This window comes from Nisaea sp. (assembly GCF_017640745.1).
In the GTDB taxonomy this organism is placed as follows: Bacteria; Pseudomonadota; Alphaproteobacteria; order Thalassobaculales; family Thalassobaculaceae; genus Nisaea.
On record NZ_JAEPQA010000026.1, the window covers coordinates 1 to 20,146 of the forward strand.

Annotated in this window: 14 protein-coding genes and 1 pseudogene; 4 read left to right on the forward strand and 11 right to left on the reverse strand. The window is 62.2% G+C overall.

Annotated elements, in window-relative coordinates; genetic code table 11:
- From JJ959_RS16760 to JJ959_RS16785, 5 genes and pseudogenes are all read right to left on the reverse strand, one after another.
- Positions 1-195, reverse strand: a 195-nt coding sequence (locus tag JJ959_RS16760; RefSeq protein WP_292886108.1) for a hypothetical protein, incomplete at its 3' end; no start/stop codon positions are given.
- Positions 196-268: 73 nt separating this feature from the next.
- Positions 269-3,993 (reverse strand): annotated as a pseudogene (gene metH / locus JJ959_RS16765) (methionine synthase).
- A 1-nt stretch (position 3,994) separates the two neighbouring features.
- Positions 3,995-4,861, reverse strand: a complete 867-nt coding sequence (locus tag JJ959_RS16775) for a homocysteine S-methyltransferase family protein (RefSeq protein ID WP_292886117.1) — start codon at positions 4,859-4,861, stop codon at positions 3,995-3,997.
- Positions 4,858-5,724: a methylenetetrahydrofolate reductase [NAD(P)H] gene (gene metF / locus JJ959_RS16780; RefSeq protein WP_292886121.1), complete on the reverse strand. Its 867-nt coding sequence runs from the start codon at positions 5,722-5,724 to the stop codon at positions 4,858-4,860. Before metF ends, JJ959_RS16775 begins: the two co-directional genes overlap by 4 nt.
- Positions 5,724-6,686, reverse strand: a complete 963-nt coding sequence (locus JJ959_RS16785) for a metalloregulator ArsR/SmtB family transcription factor (protein ID WP_292886123.1) — start codon at positions 6,684-6,686, stop codon at positions 5,724-5,726. Before JJ959_RS16785 ends, metF begins: the two co-directional genes overlap by 1 nt.
- Before the next feature lie 249 nt (positions 6,687-6,935).
- Between JJ959_RS16785 and JJ959_RS16790 the strand changes: the two genes are divergently transcribed.
- The gene (locus JJ959_RS16790) at positions 6,936-7,163 is read left to right on the forward strand and encodes a hypothetical protein (RefSeq protein ID WP_292886126.1); all 228 of its coding nucleotides are present in this window, start codon (positions 6,936-6,938) and stop codon (positions 7,161-7,163) included.
- A gap of 85 nt (positions 7,164-7,248) precedes the next feature.
- Here the strand turns inward: JJ959_RS16790 and aroF are convergent, their stop codons facing one another.
- From aroF to JJ959_RS16810, 4 genes are read right to left on the reverse strand one after another with little or no spacing between them, the layout of a single operon-like run.
- Positions 7,249-8,169 carry a 3-deoxy-7-phosphoheptulonate synthase gene (gene aroF / locus JJ959_RS16795; protein ID WP_292886128.1) on the reverse strand — a complete coding sequence of 307 codons (921 nt, stop codon included), beginning with the start codon at positions 8,167-8,169 and terminating at the stop codon, positions 7,249-7,251.
- A gap of 31 nt (positions 8,170-8,200) precedes the next feature.
- Positions 8,201-9,382, reverse strand: a complete 1,182-nt coding sequence (locus tag JJ959_RS16800) for a nucleotide disphospho-sugar-binding domain-containing protein (RefSeq protein WP_292886131.1) — start codon at positions 9,380-9,382, stop codon at positions 8,201-8,203.
- A complete protein-coding gene (locus JJ959_RS16805; RefSeq protein WP_292886134.1) occupies positions 9,379-11,190 on the reverse strand; it encodes a tetratricopeptide repeat protein in 1,812 nt (603 codons plus the stop codon). The genes JJ959_RS16800 and JJ959_RS16805 overlap by 4 nt, the downstream gene beginning before the upstream one ends.
- Positions 11,191-11,192: 2 nt before the next feature.
- Positions 11,193-12,857 carry a glycosyltransferase family 4 protein gene (locus tag JJ959_RS16810; RefSeq protein ID WP_292886137.1) on the reverse strand — a complete coding sequence of 555 codons (1,665 nt, stop codon included), beginning with the start codon at positions 12,855-12,857 and terminating at the stop codon, positions 11,193-11,195.
- Positions 12,858-13,031: 174 nt separating this feature from the next.
- Here JJ959_RS16810 and JJ959_RS16815 point away from each other — a divergent pair, with 174 nt between their 5' ends.
- The gene (locus JJ959_RS16815; RefSeq protein WP_292886140.1) at positions 13,032-13,748 is read left to right on the forward strand and encodes a hypothetical protein; all 717 of its coding nucleotides are present in this window, start codon (positions 13,032-13,034) and stop codon (positions 13,746-13,748) included.
- Here the strand turns inward: JJ959_RS16815 and JJ959_RS16820 are convergent.
- Together JJ959_RS16820 and JJ959_RS16825 are read right to left on the reverse strand one after the other, a co-directional pair.
- Positions 13,726-15,417: a tetratricopeptide repeat protein gene (locus JJ959_RS16820; protein ID WP_292886142.1), complete on the reverse strand. Its 1,692-nt coding sequence runs from the start codon at positions 15,415-15,417 to the stop codon at positions 13,726-13,728. The two genes, JJ959_RS16815 and JJ959_RS16820, sit on opposite strands and share 23 nt — an antisense overlap.
- Positions 15,414-16,733: a glycosyltransferase family 4 protein gene (locus tag JJ959_RS16825; protein WP_292886145.1), complete on the reverse strand. Its 1,320-nt coding sequence runs from the start codon at positions 16,731-16,733 to the stop codon at positions 15,414-15,416. Before JJ959_RS16825 ends, JJ959_RS16820 begins: the two co-directional genes overlap by 4 nt.
- A gap of 192 nt (positions 16,734-16,925) precedes the next feature.
- On the opposite strand from JJ959_RS16825, the gene JJ959_RS16830 reads away from it, so the two are divergent.
- Positions 16,926-18,689 (forward strand): type I secretion system permease/ATPase, encoded by a 1,764-nt coding sequence (locus JJ959_RS16830; protein ID WP_292886147.1) that lies wholly within the window; start codon positions 16,926-16,928, stop codon positions 18,687-18,689.
- A gap of 12 nt (positions 18,690-18,701) precedes the next feature.
- On the forward strand, positions 18,702-20,090 hold the full coding sequence (locus JJ959_RS16835; protein ID WP_292886150.1) for an HlyD family type I secretion periplasmic adaptor subunit: 1,389 nt from the start codon (positions 18,702-18,704) through the stop codon (positions 20,088-20,090).
- The last annotated feature ends 56 nt before the right edge of the window (positions 20,091-20,146 follow it).

A 20,146-nucleotide genomic window follows, 5' to 3' on the forward strand; every position in this document is an offset into this window, starting at 1 on the left:
CCGCATGTGGGCGAGACACCAGGCCTCGTGCGTCAGATGGCCGATCCGTGCCACCTGTGCATTGATATAGACAAGACTCTTCGCGCCGGGCCGGATATGCGGCCGGACCAGGTCGAGAAGCCGCTTGAGATGATGCGCAAGCCGGTCCGGCTCGGTCAGTTCCGCTTTGAAGAGTTCTGTGCGGTCCCGGTACATATGGCTGTGCCTTCGTCTTTTGAATCAAGCACGTGACCATAGCATTGCGAGCAACGCTAGGCGCCGGATTTTGTCAGGCGGCCGCGGCCTTCGGATCGTAGTCGAGGTTGGACGCCAGCCAGCGCTCGACCTCTTCCACCGTAACGCCCTTCCGCTTGGCATAATCGGCGACCTGATCGCGGCCGATCCTGCCGAGGCCGAAATAGCGGGCTTCCGGATGAGCGAAATAGAGCCCCGAAACCGACGACGCCGGCCACATGGCGCAGCTTTCCGTGAGCGAGATCCCGGTCGCGGCTTCGGCGTCCAGCAAACGGAACAGCTCCGGCTTTTCGGTATGGTCCGGACAGGCCGGATAGCCCGGCGCCGGCCGGATACCCCGATACTCCTCGGCGATCAGCTGCTCGTTGCCGAGATGCTCGTCCGGCGCGTACCCCCAGAACTCTTTGCGCACCCGCTCGTGCATGCGTTCGGCGAAGGCTTCCGCCAGTCGGTCGCCAAGCACCTTCATCAGGATCGCGTCATAATCGTCATGCTTCGCTTCGAGGCGTTTCGCCCGCTCGTCGATCTCGGCGCCTGCGGTGACGGCGAAGCCGCCGACATAATCCGGCACGCCACTGTCCAGCGGCGCCACGAAGTCGGCCAGCGCCAGGTTCGCTCGATCCGCGCGGCTGTGGATACGCTGCTGGCGCAGGGTGTGGATCGTACCGAGCTTCTCGCCCCGGCTCTCGTCGGTGAAGAGCGAGATATCGTCGCCGACCGACGCCGCCGGCCAGAAGCCGATGACACCGCGCGCGCGCACCCAGCCTTCGGAGATCATGCGTTCCAGCATCCGCATGCCGTCATCATAGAGCGGCCGTGCCGCCGCGCCGACCTTCGGATCGTCGAGAATGTCCGGGAAGCGTCCGTGCAGCTCCCAGGCCTGGAAGAACGGCTTCCAGTCGATCCGGTCGGCGAGTTCGGAGAGGTCGTAATTGTCGAACACCTTCGTCCCGAGGAAGGACGGCTTCGGCGGCACATAGTTCTGCCAGTCGATCGCCTCCCGGTTCTCCCGCGCCTCGGCCAGCGTCAGCCGTTTGGCGCCGCTGCTGCCGCGAGCGTGATGGGCGCGGATCTTCTCGTACTCATTCGCCACCTCGGCGGCGAAGTTCTTGCTGTTGCTGGCGGAGAAGAGATTGCCGGTAACGCCGACCGCGCGGGAGGCATCGGTCACATAGACCACTGGCCCGTCATAGTTCGGCGAGATTTTCACCGCCGTATGCACCTTGCTCGTGGTCGCGCCGCCGATCAGCAGCGGCACAGCCATCTTCTCGCGCTTCATTTCCGAGGCGACGTAGCACATCTCCTCGAGGCTCGGCGTGATCAGACCCGAGAGGCCGATGGCGTCGACCTTCTCGGCCTTGGCCGTCTCCAGGATCTTCGCGGACGGCACCATGACTCCGAGATCGATGACCTCGTAGTTGTTGCACTGAAGCACGACGCCGACGATGTTCTTGCCGATATCGTGTACGTCGCCCTTCACGGTCGCGAGCAGGATCTTGCCGTTCGAACGGGAGCCGCCGTCCTTCTCCTGCTCCATGTAGGGCAGCAGCACGGCGACAGCCTTCTTCATCACCCGCGCGCTCTTCACCACCTGGGGCAGGAACATTTTGCCCGCACCGAAAAGGTCGCCGACGACATTCATGCCGTCCATCAGCGGGCCCTCGATGACATCGAGCGGGCGGCCCATTGCGAGCCGAGCTTCCTCGACATCGGCCTCGACGAAATCGGCGATGCCGTGCACCAGCGCATGGGACAGCCGCGACGCGACATCCTGTTCGCGCCAGGCGAGGTCCGCTTCCTTTTCCTTGGCCTGACCGCGGAAGCTCTCGGCAATCTCCAGCAGCCGCTCCGTCGCGTCCTCGCGCCGGTTGAGCACCACGTCCTCGGCCCGCTCGCGCAGCTCCTTCGGAATGTCCTCATAGACAGGCAGGGCGCCCGCATTGACGATCGCCATATCCATGCCGGCCTTGATGGCATGGAACAGGAAGACGGAATGGATCGCCTCGCGGACCGTGTTGTTACCGCGGAACGAGAAGGAGAGGTTTGAGAGACCGCCAGAGACATGCGCGCCCGGAAGCTCGGTGCGGATCCGGCGCGCCGCCTCGATGAAGGCACGGCCGTAATCGTTATGCTCCTCGATCCCGGTCGCCACCGCGAAGATGTTCGGATCGAAGATGATGTCCTCGGGCGGGAAGCCGACCTTCTCTACCAGCAGATCGTAGGACCGCTTGCAGATCTCGAACTTGCGCTCGGCCGTATCCGCCTGACCGTTCTCGTCGAACGCCATGACGACGACGGCGGCGCCGTAGCGCCGGACCAGACGGGCCTGTTTCAGGAACGGCTCCTCGCCTTCCTTCAGGCTGATGGAATTGACCACCGACTTGCCCTGCACGCATTTCAGTCCGGCCTCGATCACCTCCCACTTGGAGCTGTCGATCATCACCGGGACCTTGCAGATGTCCGGCTCGGAGGCGATCAGATTGAGGAAGCGGACCATCGCCTCCTTCGAATCCAGCATCGCCTCGTCCATGTTGATGTCGATGATCTGGGCACCGTTCTCGACCTGCTGGCGCGCCACTTCGAGCGCGGTCTCGTAATCGCCCTCAAGGATCAGACGCTTGAAGCGCGCGGAGCCGGTGACGTTCGTGCGTTCGCCGATATTGACGAAACGGGCGGTGCTGTCGGTCGCGTTGCTCATGCCGGCACCTCGAACGGCTCGAGGCCGGACAGCCGCATGCGCCGCGGCGGGACAGGAATGTCACGCGGCGGCACGTCCTTCACCGCCTCGGCGATGGCGCGGATATGATCGGGCGTCGTGCCGCAGCAGCCGCCGACAATATTGACCAGCCCGTCCCGGGCCCAGGCGCCGATCTCGGCGGCGGTCTCCTCGGGAGTCTCGTCATAGCCACCGAAGGCGTTCGGCAGGCCGGCATTGGGATAGGCGCTCACATGTGTCTCGGCGACCCGGGAGAGCTCGGCGAGGAAACCGCGCAGCTGCTTCGCTCCGAGGGCGCAATTGAGGCCGACGCTGACAGGCTTCGCGTGCCGGACCGAGTTCCAGAACGCTTCCGGCGTCTGGCCGGAGAGCGTGCGCCCGGAAAGATCGGTGATGGTGCCGGAGATCATGAGCGGGAGGTGAAACCCCATCTCCTCCCCGAGTTCGTCGATGGCGAAGAGCGCCGCCTTGGCGTTCAGGGTATCGAAGATGGTTTCGACCAGCAGCAGGTCCGCGCCGCCCTCGACAAGGCCGCGCGCCGCCTCCTTGTAGGAAGCGACCAGCGCATCGAAACTCACATTGCGGAAAGCGGGGTCGTTCACGTCCGGCGAGATCGACGCGGTCCGGTTGGTCGGGCCAAGCGCTCCCGCGACGAAACAGACGCGACCCGGATTGTCCGCTTCCACCTTGTCGGCAGCGAGTCGCGCGAGGCGCGCGCCCTCGACATTGATCTCATAGACCAGGTCCTCGGCGGCGTAGTCCGCCTGGGCAATCGAGGTGGCACTGAAGGTATTGGTCTCGACGATGTCCGAACCTGCCTCGAAATAGGCGCGGTGGATCTCCTCGACGATGTCCGGGCGAGTCAGGTTGAGGATGTCGTTGTTGCCGCGCAGATCGTGGCCGTGGTCCTTCAGCCGCTCGCCGCGATAGCCGGCCTCGTCCAGTTTGTAGCCCTGGATCATCGTGCCCATGGCACCGTCCATCACCAGGATGCGCTCGCCGATCAGCAGATCGAAGGCGGCCCTGCGCTGTTCGCGTGTCATGTCAGTTTCTCCGTTGAATGACCGCCGCGGCGGTTCCGAGGCTCGTCTTGATGACGCGTCTCAGGTCGCGCGGCGAGGAAGAGGGAAGGAAGGCGAGACGTCCGCCGAGCAGCGGATCCTCGCAAAGCGTACGGACCGTCGCCGCATCCGCCGCCGGACTGAGGGCAATCGGCCCTTTCCAGAACGGCAGCACATGCTCGAGCAGTTCCGGTGCCGTTTCGGGAAGGTCGCCAGGATTGACGCCCAGTGCCGACACGCGCGCCGTGGCGGCCACCACCGCGGCTTGGGAAAGCTCGTCATGCAGCCGGTCCCGGTCGATCTGGCCGGGCATCATCGCGGGGCGCAGGAGGAGTAGCAACGGCACTCTACGTTTCGCCTCGCTCATGCCCCAGCGCGCGCCGTTGAGCACCGCGGCGAGCTGGGCCGGACGCGCCGGGAGATCGAGCAGGACCGCGTCGACCCCGCCCGCAACCTGCGCCGAAACCAGGCAGCGCGCGGCCGAGCCGAGTTCGTCTTCGGTCATGAAGCCCGTCACCGGTACCCGCGACGGCAGGCGCACGTCGCCGATCACATGCACCCGGTGTGCCGCCTCGTCCGCAACCGTGCGGGCGAGCTCGGCACCGAGATAGCTGACGGCGAAGGCCTCGTCGAACATGCGGAAATTGCGCAGCAACTGCGGCGCCGCATTGCCGGAATTGGTGAAGATGATCTCCGCCCCCGCCTTCACGAAGCGGCGGTGCACCTTCATGACAAGCTTGGGCCTGTCGATATTGAGCGCTTCCACGCAGCCGCTCTGTCCGACCCAGCGCGCAAGCTGGGCCGCCGGCGCGGGCGCCGCGTGCGGAATGCGCTGTCCGCCTCCGGTCATGCCGCCTCCGAGACGTCCGGACGGATGCCCAGCAGATGACAGACCGCATAGGTCAGGGACGGCACATTGAGGGTGTAGAAGTGGAAGTCTCGCACTCCTTCGGCCATCAGTTCGTGGCAGAGATCGGCTGCGGTGCTGGCGGCGACCAGCTCGCGGGTCTCCGGGTCCTCGTCCAGCCCCTCGAAGCGCTCGTGCAGCCAGGCGGGAACGGTCGCGCCGCAGGCCTTGCTGAAATTCACCGTCTTGCCAAAATTGGTGATCGGCATGATGCCCGGCACGATCGGCACGTCGATCCCCGCCGCGGCGACCTTGTCGCGGAAGCGCAGGAACAGCTCAGCATCGAAGAAATACTGCGTGATCGCGCGCGCAGCGCCATTGTCTACCTTCGCCTTCAGGTTCTCGATGTCGGCCGCCTCGGACGGCGAGTCCGGATGCGCTTCGGGATAGGCCGCGACGGAAATGTCGAAATCGCCGATCCTGCGCAGCCCTTCCACCAGCGCGGCGGCATTCGCGTAGCCGCCCGGATGCGGAATGTATTGACCGCTACCCTTCGGCGGATCGCCACGCAGCGCAACGAGATGCGTGATGCCCTCGTCCAGCCAGCCGCGCGCGATGGCATCGATCTCCGCCTTCTCCGCGCCGACGCAGGTCAGATGGGCCGCCGGCACCATGCGGCCGTCGCGCTTCAGGGTCCGCACGATGTTCAGCGTGCGCTCACGCGTCGTACCGCCGGCCCCATAGGTCACAGAGGCGAAGGCCGGACGCAGGGGCGCCAGCTTTTCGACCGTGTTCCAGAGGCGTGCTTCCGCCGCTTCGCTGGTCGGCGGGAAGAATTCGAAACTGACGGACAGATCCTGGGTCATCAGAGGGCCTCCGCAACGAGATCATTGGCGACTTCAATTCGGCTACGGCCGGTCCAGATGCAGACGGTGAGCGTGCCGCCATCGATCCGCTCGACATTCTGGAGTTCGAGCCCGGCCTTCTTGAACAGACGCTCGACGTCGCTGTCCGAGAAACCGAGCCAGCGATGAGCATGGCGTTCGCGCAGATCGGTCAGGTCGTGGGTCGCGAAATCGACCACCACCAGCCGGCCGCCCGGACGCAGCACCCGTGCCGCTTCCCGTACCATCTCGCCCGGATTGTCGGCGTAATGCATCAGCATGTTCGCGGTCACCGCATCGAAGCGGTGGGCGGGGAACGGAAGGCGGTACATGTCGCCGTGCCGGACCTGGCAGTTCCGCAGCGTGTCCTGGTCGAGATAGCTTCGGGCGATGGCCAGCATCTCGCGGGAATTGTCGACGCCGACGGCGGAGCGCACCTCGTCGCCGACCAGCCGGAGCACACGCCCGGTGCCGGTACCGATGTCCAGCAGGTCGCGGACCGGCGCGCTCAGAATCCGGCGTTTCAGCCGCGCATCGACATCGTCATCGTCGATATGCTCGCCGCGCAGATCGTCCCAGTTCTTCGCGTTCCGGCGGAAATACTCCTCAGCCACCTGGGCCCGCTGCACCTTTATTTCTTCAAGGCGTTCCAGGTCGACGGCAATGACGTCGTCATCGTCGGGGGTGAGGTCGACCAGGATGCGGGCCAGATCGGAAACCTCGCTGTCCTCGGCGAGGCGGTAGAAGGCACGGCTGCCTTCCTGATGCCGGTCGAGCAGGCCGGCATCCACCATCAGTTTGAGATGGCGGGAGACCCGGGGCTGGCTCTGTCCCAGCACCTGCACCAGTTCGGTAACGGACAGTTCGGCATGGGCGCAGAGGACCAGGATACGCAGCCGCGTCGGCTCGGAGACGGCCCGCAGGCCCTGCAGCAATGTTTCCATGATCAACCGATACAATCATATAAAGATGTCTTTATGTTTTTATGCGTTGATGTTTTTCGAGTCAAGCGCGTTCACCCGGAACGCCTCGGCTGGATCATGATTTCTGGGGAGAAAGCGGAAGCTCGCGAAGCAGGCCTGCAGAAAAACCACCGAAGTCAGAACACCGCAAATTCTTTGACATTGCGGCGCCGAGATCCCATAGAAATGTCAATTCGGATGCTCGATCACCTCACGGAATGGCACTAAGCAATGTTCCTGGAATTTCTTGAATCCGCCGGGTCGGTTGTCGCGATTCTCGCCGGGATCGCTCTCTTCTTCTGGACAAGCCTCACGCTCGCGATTAACCGCCTCAAGAAAGGCGGAACCGTAGTGAATATGGCGAAAGAAACGGAATCGCTTGAAAAAGAGATCGACGAGATCATCGTTGAGATGCGGAAGAACAACGGCCGCAAGACTCATCCGCCGATCACTGCCTGACAGCCACCGGCGGTTTCTCATTTTTTAAATATGGTCTCTGGAAGCAGACGCGGCCAGGCTACCTGACCGCGTCTGCTTCCGGTTTTCAGCTGTTGCTGCCGGCGTCCAAAGTCCGTCCGATCGCAGCCGCGACCGGTCGCATAGCCTTCATCATGTCGTCGAACTGCTCGAAGGAGCTCGCCTGCAACGGGTCCACCGCGGCATTGCGCGGATCGGGATGCACTTCAAGCATCAGCGCATCGGCGCCGGCGGCGAGCGATGCCAGCATCATCGACTTGACCCAGGGCTGCCAGAAAGTGGCGTGCGACGGGTCGGTCATGACCGGCAGGTGGGTGACTTCCTGCGCCGCGGGAACGACCTGAAGGTCGAGCATGAAGCGGGAGGTCGCACGATGGGTATGCGGCGCAACGACACCGCGCTCGCACAGCACGATCTGCGGCTCCATACCGAGGCGGTCATGCTCCAGAGCGATATATTCCGCCGCCATCAGCCAGTCGCGCAGGGACGAGCCATAACCGCGCTTCAGCATCACCGGCATGCCGGCCTTCCCGACCTCGGTCAGCAGCGGATAGTTCTGCATGTTCCGCGTGCCGATCTGCAGCATGTCAGAATGCTTTGCGACGATGTCGATCTTGGAGATCTCCATCACCTCGGTGACGATCGGCAGGCCGGTTTCCTGCTTCGCGACGGAGAGCCATTTCAGGCCGTCTTCCCGCGGCTCGAAGAACTTTGGGCTGCGATAGGGGAAGCTCAGCGGCTTGAACGCGCCACCGCGCAGGAAATGGCCGCCCGCGGCCTTGATCGCCTTGGCGCTCTCGACGATCAGGTCCTCCGTCTCGACCGTGTTCGGACCGGCCATCACCGGGACCAGCGCACCGCCAATTTCGATGCCCCCGCAGGTCACGATCGTCTTGTGGTCGGGCGACTTCTTGGCCACCAGAGGGATCTTGCCCGCGATATCGTCCTCGCTCAGATCCTTGCCCGGAAACTTGTTCTCAACAGCCATGGTTCATTCCCTCCTGGTGGCTCCTTGGGTGTCAGCGCCTTGCCAACGTCGATAGGATATAGTCGGTGATCTCCGCAAGCAGATTGAACGGCCCGCGGCGTGCAAGGTCGTCTGCGGCGCGGTGGGCCCTTTCGGCAAATTGCGGTCCGGTGAGCACGGCCGCGATGGCCTGGTCGGCGTGATCCTCGGTGAACCGGTTCGAGCTTCTGAGAACAGTCGCGGTACCGAGCTTTCCGGCGAACTCACCGTTCTTCTGTTGCTCGAAGTGCCTGGGCACGATGCATTGCGGCCGGCCCAGCGCCAGAACCTGCTCCAGCGTTCCGAGCCCGCCATGATGGACGACCGCCCGAGAGCGTGCGACGACCTCCTCGATCGGCTGCGGCGCCGCGTGGATCTTGAGACCGCGTTTGCGCCAGGCGGCGCGGATCTCGTCATTGGCGTCGCGCAGGAAGATCTCGCCTGTCCAATCCTTGCCGGCAAGCGCCGTCAGGACCTTAGGCGTTCCCGGATAGCTATAGGACAGATAACCGAAATAGTCCTGCGACGGCGCCACTGTTGCGGGCGCCGGAAGCGGGCTGAGCGGCGAGCTCGAGGTGTTTTCCCGGAAGGCGTGGTAGGGGTCGAGTTCAGGGATGGTGACAACGAAGTTCCGCTCGCCGTGCATCAGCGCCGGAACGCGGTCCGGGACCGGCTTGCCGCGGCGACGCTGCACTTCCTGGACCGTCTGCAGCAGCTTCGCCGGGTCGACCCTGTTAGGATGGTCCTTGAAGGTCCGGAACTCCGACCAGTTGCCAGGCGGCAACGTGAACCAGTCGCCGACCGGGACAACCGGACGTTTACCGAAAGCTGCGAGCCCTGCCGTCGGAGAATAGTCCGAGACGATGAGGTCCGGATCGAAGGACTCGATGATTGCCGACCAGCCGTCTGTCAGGGCCGCGAGGAGATCCGCGTCGATATACCCCACCGTCGCCAGCACGTCGCCGATCGAGGCGATCGGTTTGCCTTCGACCTCCTTCGACACGTAAGGCTTCACCAACGGACACTGGAACACACGGAAACCGTCCCGTGCGATGACCGGGTGGGTCACCGTCAGATTGCGCACGGCGAAGGCGCAGGTGACGCCTTTTTCCTTCAGGACTCGCGCGATCGGGAGCAGGCGGTTCACATGCCCGAAGCCGTCGCCGAGTTCCCAGGCAAATAAGACGCGTGTCACGATATCCCTTTCGCATCCCTGAGGTCCGCGAGGGCGGCGCCGACTCTCTCAATCACCCCGGCCCAGTCTCCCGGTTCGGATTGGCGGAACAGGCGGGCCGAAGGATACCAGGGACTGTCGTCACGATGCTGCAGCCAGCGCCAGTCCGGATTGTGCGAGAGCAGCACGAAGACCGGACATCCCATCCCGCCGACGAGATGCGCTACAGACGTGCATGTGGTGACGGTGACATCGAGCTGACGGACGATTGAGACGGTATCGGCGAAGGACTTGATGTCCTTGCTCAACGGCACGAGCGAGGCCGGAGCCCTGTCGATATCCGCTTCCCGCGGCCCCTTCTGCAGGCTGTAGCACTGGACGCCGCCGAGGTCGAAGAGCGGAAGGTAATGTTCGACCTTCGACGACCGGATATCGTCGCCCGGGAAAGCCGGATTGCCGCCCCAGACGACGCCGACATTGAGCTTTCCGGTATCGAGGCCCGGGACCGGGAACCGCTCCGGACCGATCGCATTGATGTAGGGGGCCTTCGGAAGATCATCGACGGTATCGATGCCAAGCAGCCGCGGCAGGGAAAGCTGCGGATAGTGACAATCAAATTTCGGTTCTTCGCCAGGCTTGCGCGGCACCAGTTCGACGATCGACTTGTAGTCGGAATAGACCTCGAGAATCTCTTCGTGGGCCTCCAGAAGGATCCGGCCCTTTTTCTTGCCTGCTTGGGCACGTTCGACGGCCGCGGGCACAAACCGCAGGAATTGCAGTGCATCTCCGATCCCCTGTTCCGCGAGGATCAGGAGTGTGCGTCCCTCCAGCGGAGAACCATCCCATTCGGGCTGTTTCAGATCCCGCTTCTTGGTCGGAAAGGAGGCGGTTTGCCAGCGCCACTCATATTCCTCGAACCCTTCCCGCAATTCGCCGTCTGCGAGAAGCGCCAGCGACAGGTTCCAGTGGAAGGTCGGCTCGTCCGGCCTGAGCACGAGGGCCCGCCGGAACGACCGGATCGACTGTTCCAGGTCAGCCGTCTCCTTCTTCAGATTACCGAGATTGTAGAACGCCCCTGAATTGTCCGGCTCGATCATGATCGACTTCTTGAGAGCCCGCTCCGCCTTGTCGAAAAGGCAGGATTGCCGGTAGACGGAGCCCAGGTTTGAATAGGCCGACGAGAATAGCGGCTCATATGCCACGGCCAGTTCGTAGGCTTGGATCGCGCCCGGGAAGTTCGGGATCTTGTAGCGCTGGTTGCCGATCTCGAGGACCTTGTCCCGTACCTTGGGATCGAATTCGCAGGCCCGCCTGAGAACACTGACCGCCCGGTCCCTCTCGCCCATCTCGAAGTAGAGTATCGCGAGGTCCCGCATCGCATCGATGAAGCGCGGCCGCAGATTGACTGCAGCCTCGAGGTGGGCTCGAGCCGCCGGCAAGATACCTCTGCGGTAACAATAGCCTCCGGCGGCATAACGCACGGCGGCATCGCTGGGGACTTTGTCGAGCGCGATCCGGAACACGTCCTCGGTGAATTTGTTGTCGCCGATCTTCCGCGCCAGGTCGATTGCCACCCGAATGAGCGTCAAGTCCCCCGGGGAGGCCATCTTCAGGGCATCGCCGAGCAGTTCGCGGGCACGGGCGGGGTTCTTGCGCTCGAAAGCCAGTCTGGCCTCAATACCGGCCTGGATCGCGGTCCGGCCGACATCCTTGAGCATCTGGGCAGAAGTTTTCTGCGCCTCGTCGAGTTTGCCTTCGGCAATTTGCGCCAAGGCTGCTTTGGTATCGTTGTGCAGCTTCACGCGTGCCTGCAAGTCGATTGCTTTCATCTTCAGCTCAATTTGATCAGGCCGAACTTGGCCAGCCACGGCAGGGTACGGCGGAGATGCCGGCGGAGTTCCGGAGCGACACTGCTCTCCATGTCACCGGCCGAAAGCGGTCCCTCAGCGGCCAGACGGGCGAGCATGTCCGGCAGGAGCCGGCTCGGAAGCATCAGGTCGCTCGAGAAGGTGCAAAACGGATGACGCGCGAGGTCCTCGATCCTGTAAAGGTCCGATTGCGGATCGATGCTGACCAAGGTATCCGCGGAAAGGACCGCGCTCGGATGCGGCGCGAAGATGCCGAACGGATCCGGGTAGAGTGGATGAGGGCTTTCCTGCGTGCCCCGCGGAGCGACTTCGGGAGCCGAAGCCCGCAGCTCCCGCAATTCCAGCCAGAGATCCTCATAGGCACGGATCACGACCGACCAATCATAGTGGGTCCGGGCCCTTGCCCGCCCCGCCTCGCCCATGCGGGCGCGCAATTCCGGATCCTTTGCGAGCTGCACCAGGGCATCCGCCGTCGCCTGCAAATCACAGGACGTCGACATGCAGGCCCGGCCCACGAAACGATCATAGTCGTCCCGCCGGGTCTGATACTTGACCGCGAGATCGAGCCCGCTCCCGGCGCCGGGAGCGGCTGTCGGGACGCGGAACCCGGTCTCGCCATGAATGATCGTGTCTTTGTAGCCGTCCCAGTCGCTCACCACCGACGGCAAGCCCGCCGCCATGGCCTCGATCGGTGTCAGCCCGAAGGTTTCCTGGATATTGTCGGAAAGGGACAGGAAAACATCCGCGCCTTGCCAGGAGCCGTTGACGAGATTGTCGTCCCGTCCGTCGACAAAATGGACCTCGGCCACATCGGTGTAGGTTTCAGCTCCGCTCTTGAAGAGCTTCAGGATGTTGTCGTTCGGCGCCTGCCCGACCATAACGAGATGGACCTTCCGGTCCGTGAGCCGCTTCGCCGCCCGCTCGGCCGCGAGATACATCGGCACCGGATGGGCCTTGGCGTGGAAGGTGAAGCGACCGAGAAACAGGATCACGAAATCGCCGTCGCGCGCACCGATCCCTGCACGGAACGACTGTCGGGCCGCCTGGTTTTCTGAATAGCGCGCACCGTCGACGCCGAGCGGAATGATCGGAAGCTTCAGGGACGTCTCGCACCTGGCTCCGGTCCTGCGCGCCAGATAATCGGCGTAGGTCTCCATCGCGTTCTCGACCACATCGCGGGCGACACGGGAGGTGCAGACCAAGGCATCCCAGGGCTGCAGCGGCAGTATGTGAAAATTGGCGAGGCCGGCAATGATCCGGTCAGAGGCCAGGGTATGCGTAACGCCGCAAATACTATAGGCGCGCTGGTCCCTGACCCTGCGTTCCCAGGCGAACTCGTCGAGAACCGGACCTGGAACCATGAGGCACTCGGCCGCGGAACCGGCCGCCAGCATGGTCTGGAAGTTCCGGATTTCGCGGGCCCGGGGGTCGCGTTGCCTGGCCGCCTCGGCGAACTCGGCCGCATGACGCTCGTTCGGCGTCACGCTGACATGCATAGGCGCACGCCCATGCCGAAACAGTCCGGTCAGGAACCCGCTGCCTGCGGAATGGCGGCCCTTCACTCCGACGCGATCCGCCTTGTAGGCGTCGGGATGATAATGAATGGCGCAAACAGGGGTGGCTGACACGAAGAACCGTCCGGCAACGGAATAATATGAAGACGAAATCTGAAGCGTTGCGTTTATAGAGGATGGCTGGACCGGTGCAAAGCGCTCTCGCCCCTGCGACAAAGCGAATCCTTTGGAGCCGCCCGCACGCATGCTAATGAGACGCACATGCAATTCGTCCGTTTGGAGTAAATCATGACTGCAGTTGCTGGCTCCCGCCCCCTGCGGATCTATATCGGATGGGACAGCCGCGAGCCCATCGCCTACGACGTCTGCGAGCATTCCCTGCGGCGCCACAGTGACGCGGATCTGGAGATCATTCCTCTGAAACAGGAGGAACTGCGGGCGGCGGGACTCTATTCCAAGGAAGCGGATCCCTTGGCATCCACCGAATTCACCTATACCCGTTTCCTTGTTCCCCACCTCGCAGGCTACGAAGGCTGGGCGCTGTTCTGCGACTGCGACTTTCTCTGGACGACCGACGTCGCGAAGCTGTTCGCGCTTGCGGACGACGGGAAGGCTCTGATCTGCGTTCAGCACGATTATCGCCCGACCGAACGGACCAAGATGGACGGCAAGGCGCAGACCGTCTATCCGCGCAAGAATTGGTCCAGCATGATGCTGATCAATTGCGGCCATCCGGCCAATGCCACGCTCACTCCGGAAGTGGTCAACCGGGAGGGAGGCGCCTATCTGCACCGCTTCCAGTGGCTTACCGACGAACTGATCGGCGCCGTCGACCATACCTGGAACTGGCTCGAGGGCTGGTACGACAAGCCGGCGGACGGCTCCTATCCGGCAGCGATCCACTACACGCGCGGCGGCCCCTGGTTCGAGAACTGGCAGGATGTCGATTACGGCGATCTCTGGCTCGCCGAAGAGGCCATGGTCAAGGCGAAAGAAACCGCCTGACGCTTTTCAAAAGATCCGCGATCGGAGCGGCCCAGCCGTCATCGGAGCGGCGGAACAGACGAAGACTCGGATACCAGGGTGAGTCGCTTCCGTTGCGCCCCCAGAACCAGAGCGGCAGGCGCGGCAGCAAGATGAAACCCGGGCGCCGGAGCGCACCGGCCATGTGTGCATTGATGCCCGAGATCGAAACCGTGGCGTCGAGACAGGCTATGAGGGCGGCCAGCCCGTCCAGATCGTTCCGCAGATCGCTGACCGGCGACTGGAGAATGCGCTCCGGCAGTTCGCTGGACACGCCTGCGCCCGTGTACTGAAGGCTTACGGGCCTGATCTCCGGAGAGGACAGCAAAGGCTCCCATTCGGCGAGTTCAGTGGATTTCGACCAGGACGTCCGTGCGCCGCCGCCGCCCCAGGAAAATCCGACCAGCCGCGCGCCGCCGCGGGCAGATCCGAGCGCCTCGCGGAGTTCGGACACACGCTCCGTGTCAGCCCTGAACGGATGCAGATCCGGGGAGCGGCCCGACCTCTCGTAAAAGCACGCCAGCAGAGCCGACGGGACATGATAGTCGAACCGCTCAAGACGTCGCGGCGCCTCCTCCCGCGCTTCTGCTGCGACCCCGGGAAAACTGCGCCGGCAGAGTGCGACCAGACGCGGATCGGTCTCCAGAGTCACCTCGGCGCCCTGCTCCGCCAGCCATTGCGCAAGCGGCGCGAAGATGATCTCGTCGCCGATCCCGAAATCGCCCCAGACCAGGATGCGCCGCCCCTTCGGCGGCTGTCCGAGCCAGAGCGGGAGAGAACCGAACGCGAGGCTGCGGGCACCTTCGTGAGGCTCCGTCCAACGTACATGATGCGCCCGGTATCCGCCGGTCAGATCGCCGGCGCCAATCCGAAGGCAGGACGAGAGCCACAAACCGTCGCGATGTTTCGGATCGAGTATCAGGGTCTGCCTAAGCTCGGTTTCGGCGGCCTCCGCTTCGCCGCAATCGACCAATGCCGCGGCGAGATTCGCACGGAGGCCGGCGGACCCCGGCACGCGCGCCAAAGCGGTGCGATATAGATCGACAGCTCGGAGCAGATCGCCCGACGCGTGCACATTGGCGGCAAGATATTCGCACGCCGCAGCCATCTCCAAGCTCTCCGCACCCGCGGAGAAAAGCGCCTTCTTGAACATGCGGCCTGAATCGGGGCCACTGTCCCCTTGCCGCTGCAACCCGAGTTGCTGATAAAGGCGCGGACGGTCCGGCATCTCGATCAAAGCGCGCCGGACAACCCTTTCCGCGCAAACCGGCCGCCCCAGACGGTGCAGATGGATCGCGCGAGCGAGCGCCACGTCCTCGGTAGCGCTATAGCGGGACATTGTATCCTCAAACTCCGCCGGCAAAGCTTCCTGGCGCTCCGCAAGGGCTGTAAGGAGAGCCGCCATCGGGCTAGGCACTGACGGAGCCAGGCAAAGAGCATGACGGGCAAGACGAACAAGCGCGGCGCTGTTCATCTGGGTCCGGCGAGCCACGGCGAGCAAATTGCCGTATCCGCCGGCATCCTCCGGAAAGAGGCATGCGTAGCGTCGGAGCACGTCGATGGCGGAACCCAGATTGCCGGTGCGAAAAGCCGCTCCCGCTTCCGCCTTGAGCGCCGCACGTCGGGCCTCGTCACCCGGCGAAGGCGTCATGCCCCCAGTTCGGACCATAGCGCAAGGTCGCTTGTCTTCGTCGCGTTCCATCCCATCGCTTCGGCGATGTCGGACGGGATGGTGCTGGTCGGTTCGGGTTTCTCACCTCGCCCGAGCCGTTCGACGATGTCTTTCTGTATCGGCAGGCAAACCCTCTTCAGATCGTACCGCTCGACGACCGTCTCGCGCGCAGCCTTCCGGACCGGGTTCAATTTCTTGCCTTTCGCGAGAGCGTCGATCACCGCGTCTGCCAGGAGATCGGGATTGCCATAATCGACGAGCAGCCCGTTCTTCCCATGCCTAATGACTTCGCGAACCGGCGCCGTATCGCTCGCGACCACGAGACATTCCTTCGCCATCGCTTCCAGCATCGACCAGGAAAGCACGAAAGGATAGGTCAGATAGATATGAGCGCTGGAGATCGATTGCATCCGCCCGAACTCCCCGTAGGGCAGACGGCCGAGAAAATGGAGCCGGCTCGCGTCCAGTTTCCGGTGCGGAATCAATGCGTCCTTCCAGCTGTCGGCATAGCCGGGGCCCGTGCCGTAACTGATCTCTTCGCCGCCTGTGATCAGGATATGAGCATTCGGCCGTGCCTGAAGGATTCGTTCCAGCGCGCCGGCGACCACGTCAAAGCCTCGATAAGGTTCAAGGTTGCGGGCGACATATGTGACGACCTCGTCCTTCGCAGTCAGCCGGCGTCCGTCGGCGAGATCGATAAAGGCGTCAGGCTCGCGCACACATGCGTCAGTATCGATTCCATCATGAACCACCGTCATGCTCTCGCGGAAGGCCTTGGGATGGGTCGACCATTGCCAATAGGTCGGCACATATCCCCAATCAGCCGCCGCCATACTAAGGAGCATATGGGCATTGCGCACGCGCGTCCGACAATCCCGGTCCATATCTGGCTTCTTGTTGACAAAATCGGTATCGGTGCCGTGGGAGCGATAAAAAAACTCGTTAAAGGCAAGCAGGCGGGCCTTGGGGAATACGTCCTTGAGAAACATCGCCTCACCCCAGCCGGTGTGGGCGCAGATCACGTCCGGTGAGAAACCTCCGGATTGCAGCTTCAGGGAAGCTCGGGTGATCGCCTGGCCGTGCAGGATCTGGTCCTCGAAACGGTCGAAATACCGGTGCGGAGGAGTTCCCGCCTGACGGTGCAGTTCATACTCGACCTTGCGAACGCCGGGCATGCTCGGACGCCTAGGCTTCGTCAGGAAGACCACTTCATGCCCATCGGCGGCCAAAGCAGGCGCCAGATGCTTGAACTGTCCGGGCATATTTTGATGGACGAAAAGGACTTTCATAAGCATTGAACCATGTTGTCACAGGGTACGAATTATCGTTGATACTCTTACCGCACGCGCTTATGAATTCCCCGACGTCGCGATGCAAGCTCGGTTCCTGTGACACACGGGGAAATTCGAAACGTCTCTCATTTCGGATAGCATCGCTTTGTTCTGCTATACTCCAGCGATAGATCAATTTGTACGGGCAAGACCTTTATGGCGAAACCAAAAACGCCGATAGATGCGAGTCAAACGATCGACGACCCGCTGCAGCGCATTTTCAGCACCTGCCGTGATGCCTTCGTGACTGCGGGTGTGTTCAGCTTCGTCGTGAACATGCTCATTCTAACGATGCCGCTCTACATGTTCTCGCTGTTCGACCGGGTGCTCGGCACAGGCAACATGGCGACGCTCACACTGTTGGCTCTGATGGCCACGGGAGCACTGCTCGTCCAAGCCCTGGTCGATATTGCCCGTACTTACGTCTTCACGAAGGTCAGTACCTGGATCGACGAACAGATCTCGCCGCAACTCTTCGAGAAATCTGTGACAGGCGCTCTGACGCGCGGTGGCAGTGGCGGTGACGCCCTAGAGCAATTGCAAGGCCTGCGCAGCTTTCTCGCCGGTCAGAGCATCTTTATGCTCATGGACATTCCGTTCATTCCGATTTTCATGTTGGTGCTGTTCCTGCTGAACTTCGGGATCGGCATGACGGCCGCTATTGGCGGTTTGATTTTGTTCGGCTTGGCTATTGTAAACCGGTCGATCTCAGACACGCACCTGACGCGGGCAACCGCAGCCGCGAATCGCGCGCGGAAGATCAGCCGCTCAGCGACAGAAAACGCCGACATCGTCGAAGCGATGGGAATGCGGAAATCGCTCATGAGCGCCTGGACCGCATACAACCGTTTGTCCCTAACTTTGCAGAGCGACGCCAGCCGCGCTTCCGGAATTGTCCAGGCCTTCATCAAGATGGTGCGCATGGGCGTCATGATGGCCGTCATGACCGTTGCTGCGGTCCAGATCGTCGACCCGGCGAGCGGCCTTTCCCGCGGCGCAATGATGGCGTCCGTTATTCTGGTTTCACGCGCGCTCATGCCGCTGGAAGTCGTGGTCGGATCCTGGGCACAGGTCTCGGATGCAATTCAGAAATACAGGTACCTTTCACAAATCCTCAGAGGCGAAATAGGCAAGCCCGAAGACAGTGTCTATCCGCTGGAGCCAAAGGGCGCACTTTCGGTCGAGAATGTTCACTACAGCATTCGGGGCATGAAGCGGAATATTCTTTCCCGGGTGTCGTTCGAACTCGAACCCGGTGAATCCGTTGCGATCATCGGCCCCTCGGCGGCCGGAAAGACCACACTCGCGAGATTGATGGCAGGCATCGATCAACCTACCGCTGGCGTTGTCCGACTCGATGGCGCGGACGTTTACAGGTGGCCAAGCGAGGATCGTGGGCGCCATGTCGGATACCTGCCGCAGCAGGTGCTCCTCTTCGAGGGCACGATCCGCGACAACATTTCAAGGTTCGACGATTCGATCACGAACGAACAGGTCATCCAGGCCGCAGAAATGGCCGGCCTGCACCGCATGATCCTGGAAATGGAAAAGGGGTACGATACGGAGGTCGGCCACAACGGCACCCTTCTTTCCGGCGGTCAGCGACAGCGCGTCGGCCTCGCCCGTGCCCTGCTCGGCGACCCCAAGCTGGTCATTTTGGACGAGCCGAACGCCAATCTGGATACCGAAGGCGATACGGCGCTCAAGAACGCGATTGAGATCCTGAAATCCCGAGGTGCGACAGTTGTCGTTATCCTGCACCGCCCCAATATCCTGCAGATCGTGGACAAGATCCTCGTTCTGAGGAATGGGATGGTGCAGAAATTCTCCAATCGCGACGATGTCATGCCGTTGATCGGTGGTGTCGCGAATCAGTCGAGGATCGAACAGACGTCCGCCAAGGCGATTGCGGAAAGTTGATAGGAGCTTTCAATGGCTAATTCTGTGCCCGCGATTGACGGAGATTTGCTCCAAAAGCGGCTGCCGATCCCCGCACGGGATCAGGTGACCGCAACCTCCGGCGAACTTCAGCTCACATCAAAGAGCTGGACCAGTGCATCCCTGTTTGGCTGGAGCATTCTTGTTCTCTTCCTTGTGGTCTTTGGCGGCTGGTCATACGTAGCGCCGCTTGCGAGCGCGGTCCGGGCTCAGGGCAAGCTCCATGTCGTCAGCGAAGAGCAGGTGATCCAGCATTTCGAAGGCGGGATCGTCAAAGAGATCCTCGTACATGAGGGACAGATGGTCGAGCAGGGTCAGGTACTGGTTAAGCTCGACCCACTTCAGACAGAGTCTCAGTACGCCCAGCTCCAGAATCAGATTCTGACGTTGCTCGCCGAGCGTGCGCGCCTGGAAGCGGAACGCGACGACCGACCGGAAATCGAGTTTCCCGAGCGGATCCTCAGCCAGATTGACGATCCCCAAATCGCGGCTTTGGTAGCGCGGGAAACGAACCTATTCGAAAAAACGCGCCGCTCCACAAATGACCAGAAAGCGCTGGTCACCGAAAGGATCGGACAACTCCAAACCCAGATCAGAGGATCAGTGGAACGTCTGGAATCGACGCGCCGGCAAATCGAGATCGTCGAGGAGGAACTGGACGGAGTCCGGGCGCTGTACGAAAAAGGTCTCGAGCGCAAACCGCGGCTTCTAGCGCTGGAGCGGGGCAAGGAATCTCTGAGGGGTACGGCCGGCCAGCTTGAAGCACTCATCGCACAACTCAAGCAGGAGATTAGCGAGCAGAGGTTAAGACTCGAGGCCTTTGCGAATGAGCGGGAAAGAGAAATTTCGGATCGCCTCAGGGCCAATGCTGTCAGGCTCGTTGACTTTCAGGAACAGGAAAATGTCTGGCGAGACCGCCGCGAACGCATTCAGGTAAAGGCGCCTCGCAGCGGACAGGTGGTCAACATGAGTATTCATACGCTGAATGGCGTTATCCGTCCGGCCGAACCGCTGATGACCATTGTTCCCCTCGATGACGAACTGATCGTAACGGCAAAAATCAAGCAAAAGGATGTCGACGTCATTCTGGTCGGCGCGCCGGTGCAACTCCAACTCGCCGCTTTCAATCCCCGGATAACGCCGCCGATCGAAGGCACTTTGACGTCGGTTTCGGCCGACGTCGTTCGAGATGAGAGAGGACAGGAGTTCTTCGAAGCACGTATTTCGATCGATCCGGATTCGCTATCGCAGAATTTGCCCGGCGTGAAACTCACAGCGGGCATGACGGTTTCCGCACTGATCTCCGTCGGTGAACGGACTTTGTTCGAATACATCGTCACACCATTGAGCCAGAGCCTGAATCAGGCGATGCGTGAGCCATGACGCAAACATGCTGACGGTTCAGTATGTCTAAGCATGCGGCTGACGGAGATGAGAGA

Excerpts from the sequence above, each read along its gene's own strand:
- JJ959_RS16775 (WP_292886117.1), bottom strand. The coding sequence starts at position 4,861 with ATGACCGGAGGCGGACAGCGCATTCCGCACGCGGCGCCCGCGCCGGCG.
- metF (WP_292886121.1), bottom strand. The coding sequence starts at position 5,724 with ATGACCCAGGATCTGTCCGTCAGTTTCGAATTCTTCCCGCCGACCAGC.
- JJ959_RS16785 (WP_292886123.1), bottom strand. The coding sequence starts at position 6,686 with ATGGAAACATTGCTGCAGGGCCTGCGGGCCGTCTCCGAGCCGACGCGG.
- JJ959_RS16790 (WP_292886126.1), top strand. The coding sequence starts at position 6,936 with ATGTTCCTGGAATTTCTTGAATCCGCCGGGTCGGTTGTCGCGATTCTC.
- aroF (WP_292886128.1), bottom strand. The coding sequence starts at position 8,169 with ATGGCTGTTGAGAACAAGTTTCCGGGCAAGGATCTGAGCGAGGACGAT.
- JJ959_RS16805 (WP_292886134.1), bottom strand. The coding sequence starts at position 11,190 with ATGAAAGCAATCGACTTGCAGGCACGCGTGAAGCTGCACAACGATACC.
- JJ959_RS16815 (WP_292886140.1), top strand. The coding sequence starts at position 13,032 with ATGACTGCAGTTGCTGGCTCCCGCCCCCTGCGGATCTATATCGGATGG.
- JJ959_RS16820 (WP_292886142.1), bottom strand. The coding sequence starts at position 15,417 with ATGACGCCTTCGCCGGGTGACGAGGCCCGACGTGCGGCGCTCAAGGCG.
- JJ959_RS16825 (WP_292886145.1), bottom strand. The coding sequence starts at position 16,733 with ATGCTTATGAAAGTCCTTTTCGTCCATCAAAATATGCCCGGACAGTTC.
- JJ959_RS16830 (WP_292886147.1), top strand. The coding sequence starts at position 16,926 with ATGGCGAAACCAAAAACGCCGATAGATGCGAGTCAAACGATCGACGAC.
- JJ959_RS16835 (WP_292886150.1), top strand. The coding sequence starts at position 18,702 with ATGGCTAATTCTGTGCCCGCGATTGACGGAGATTTGCTCCAAAAGCGG.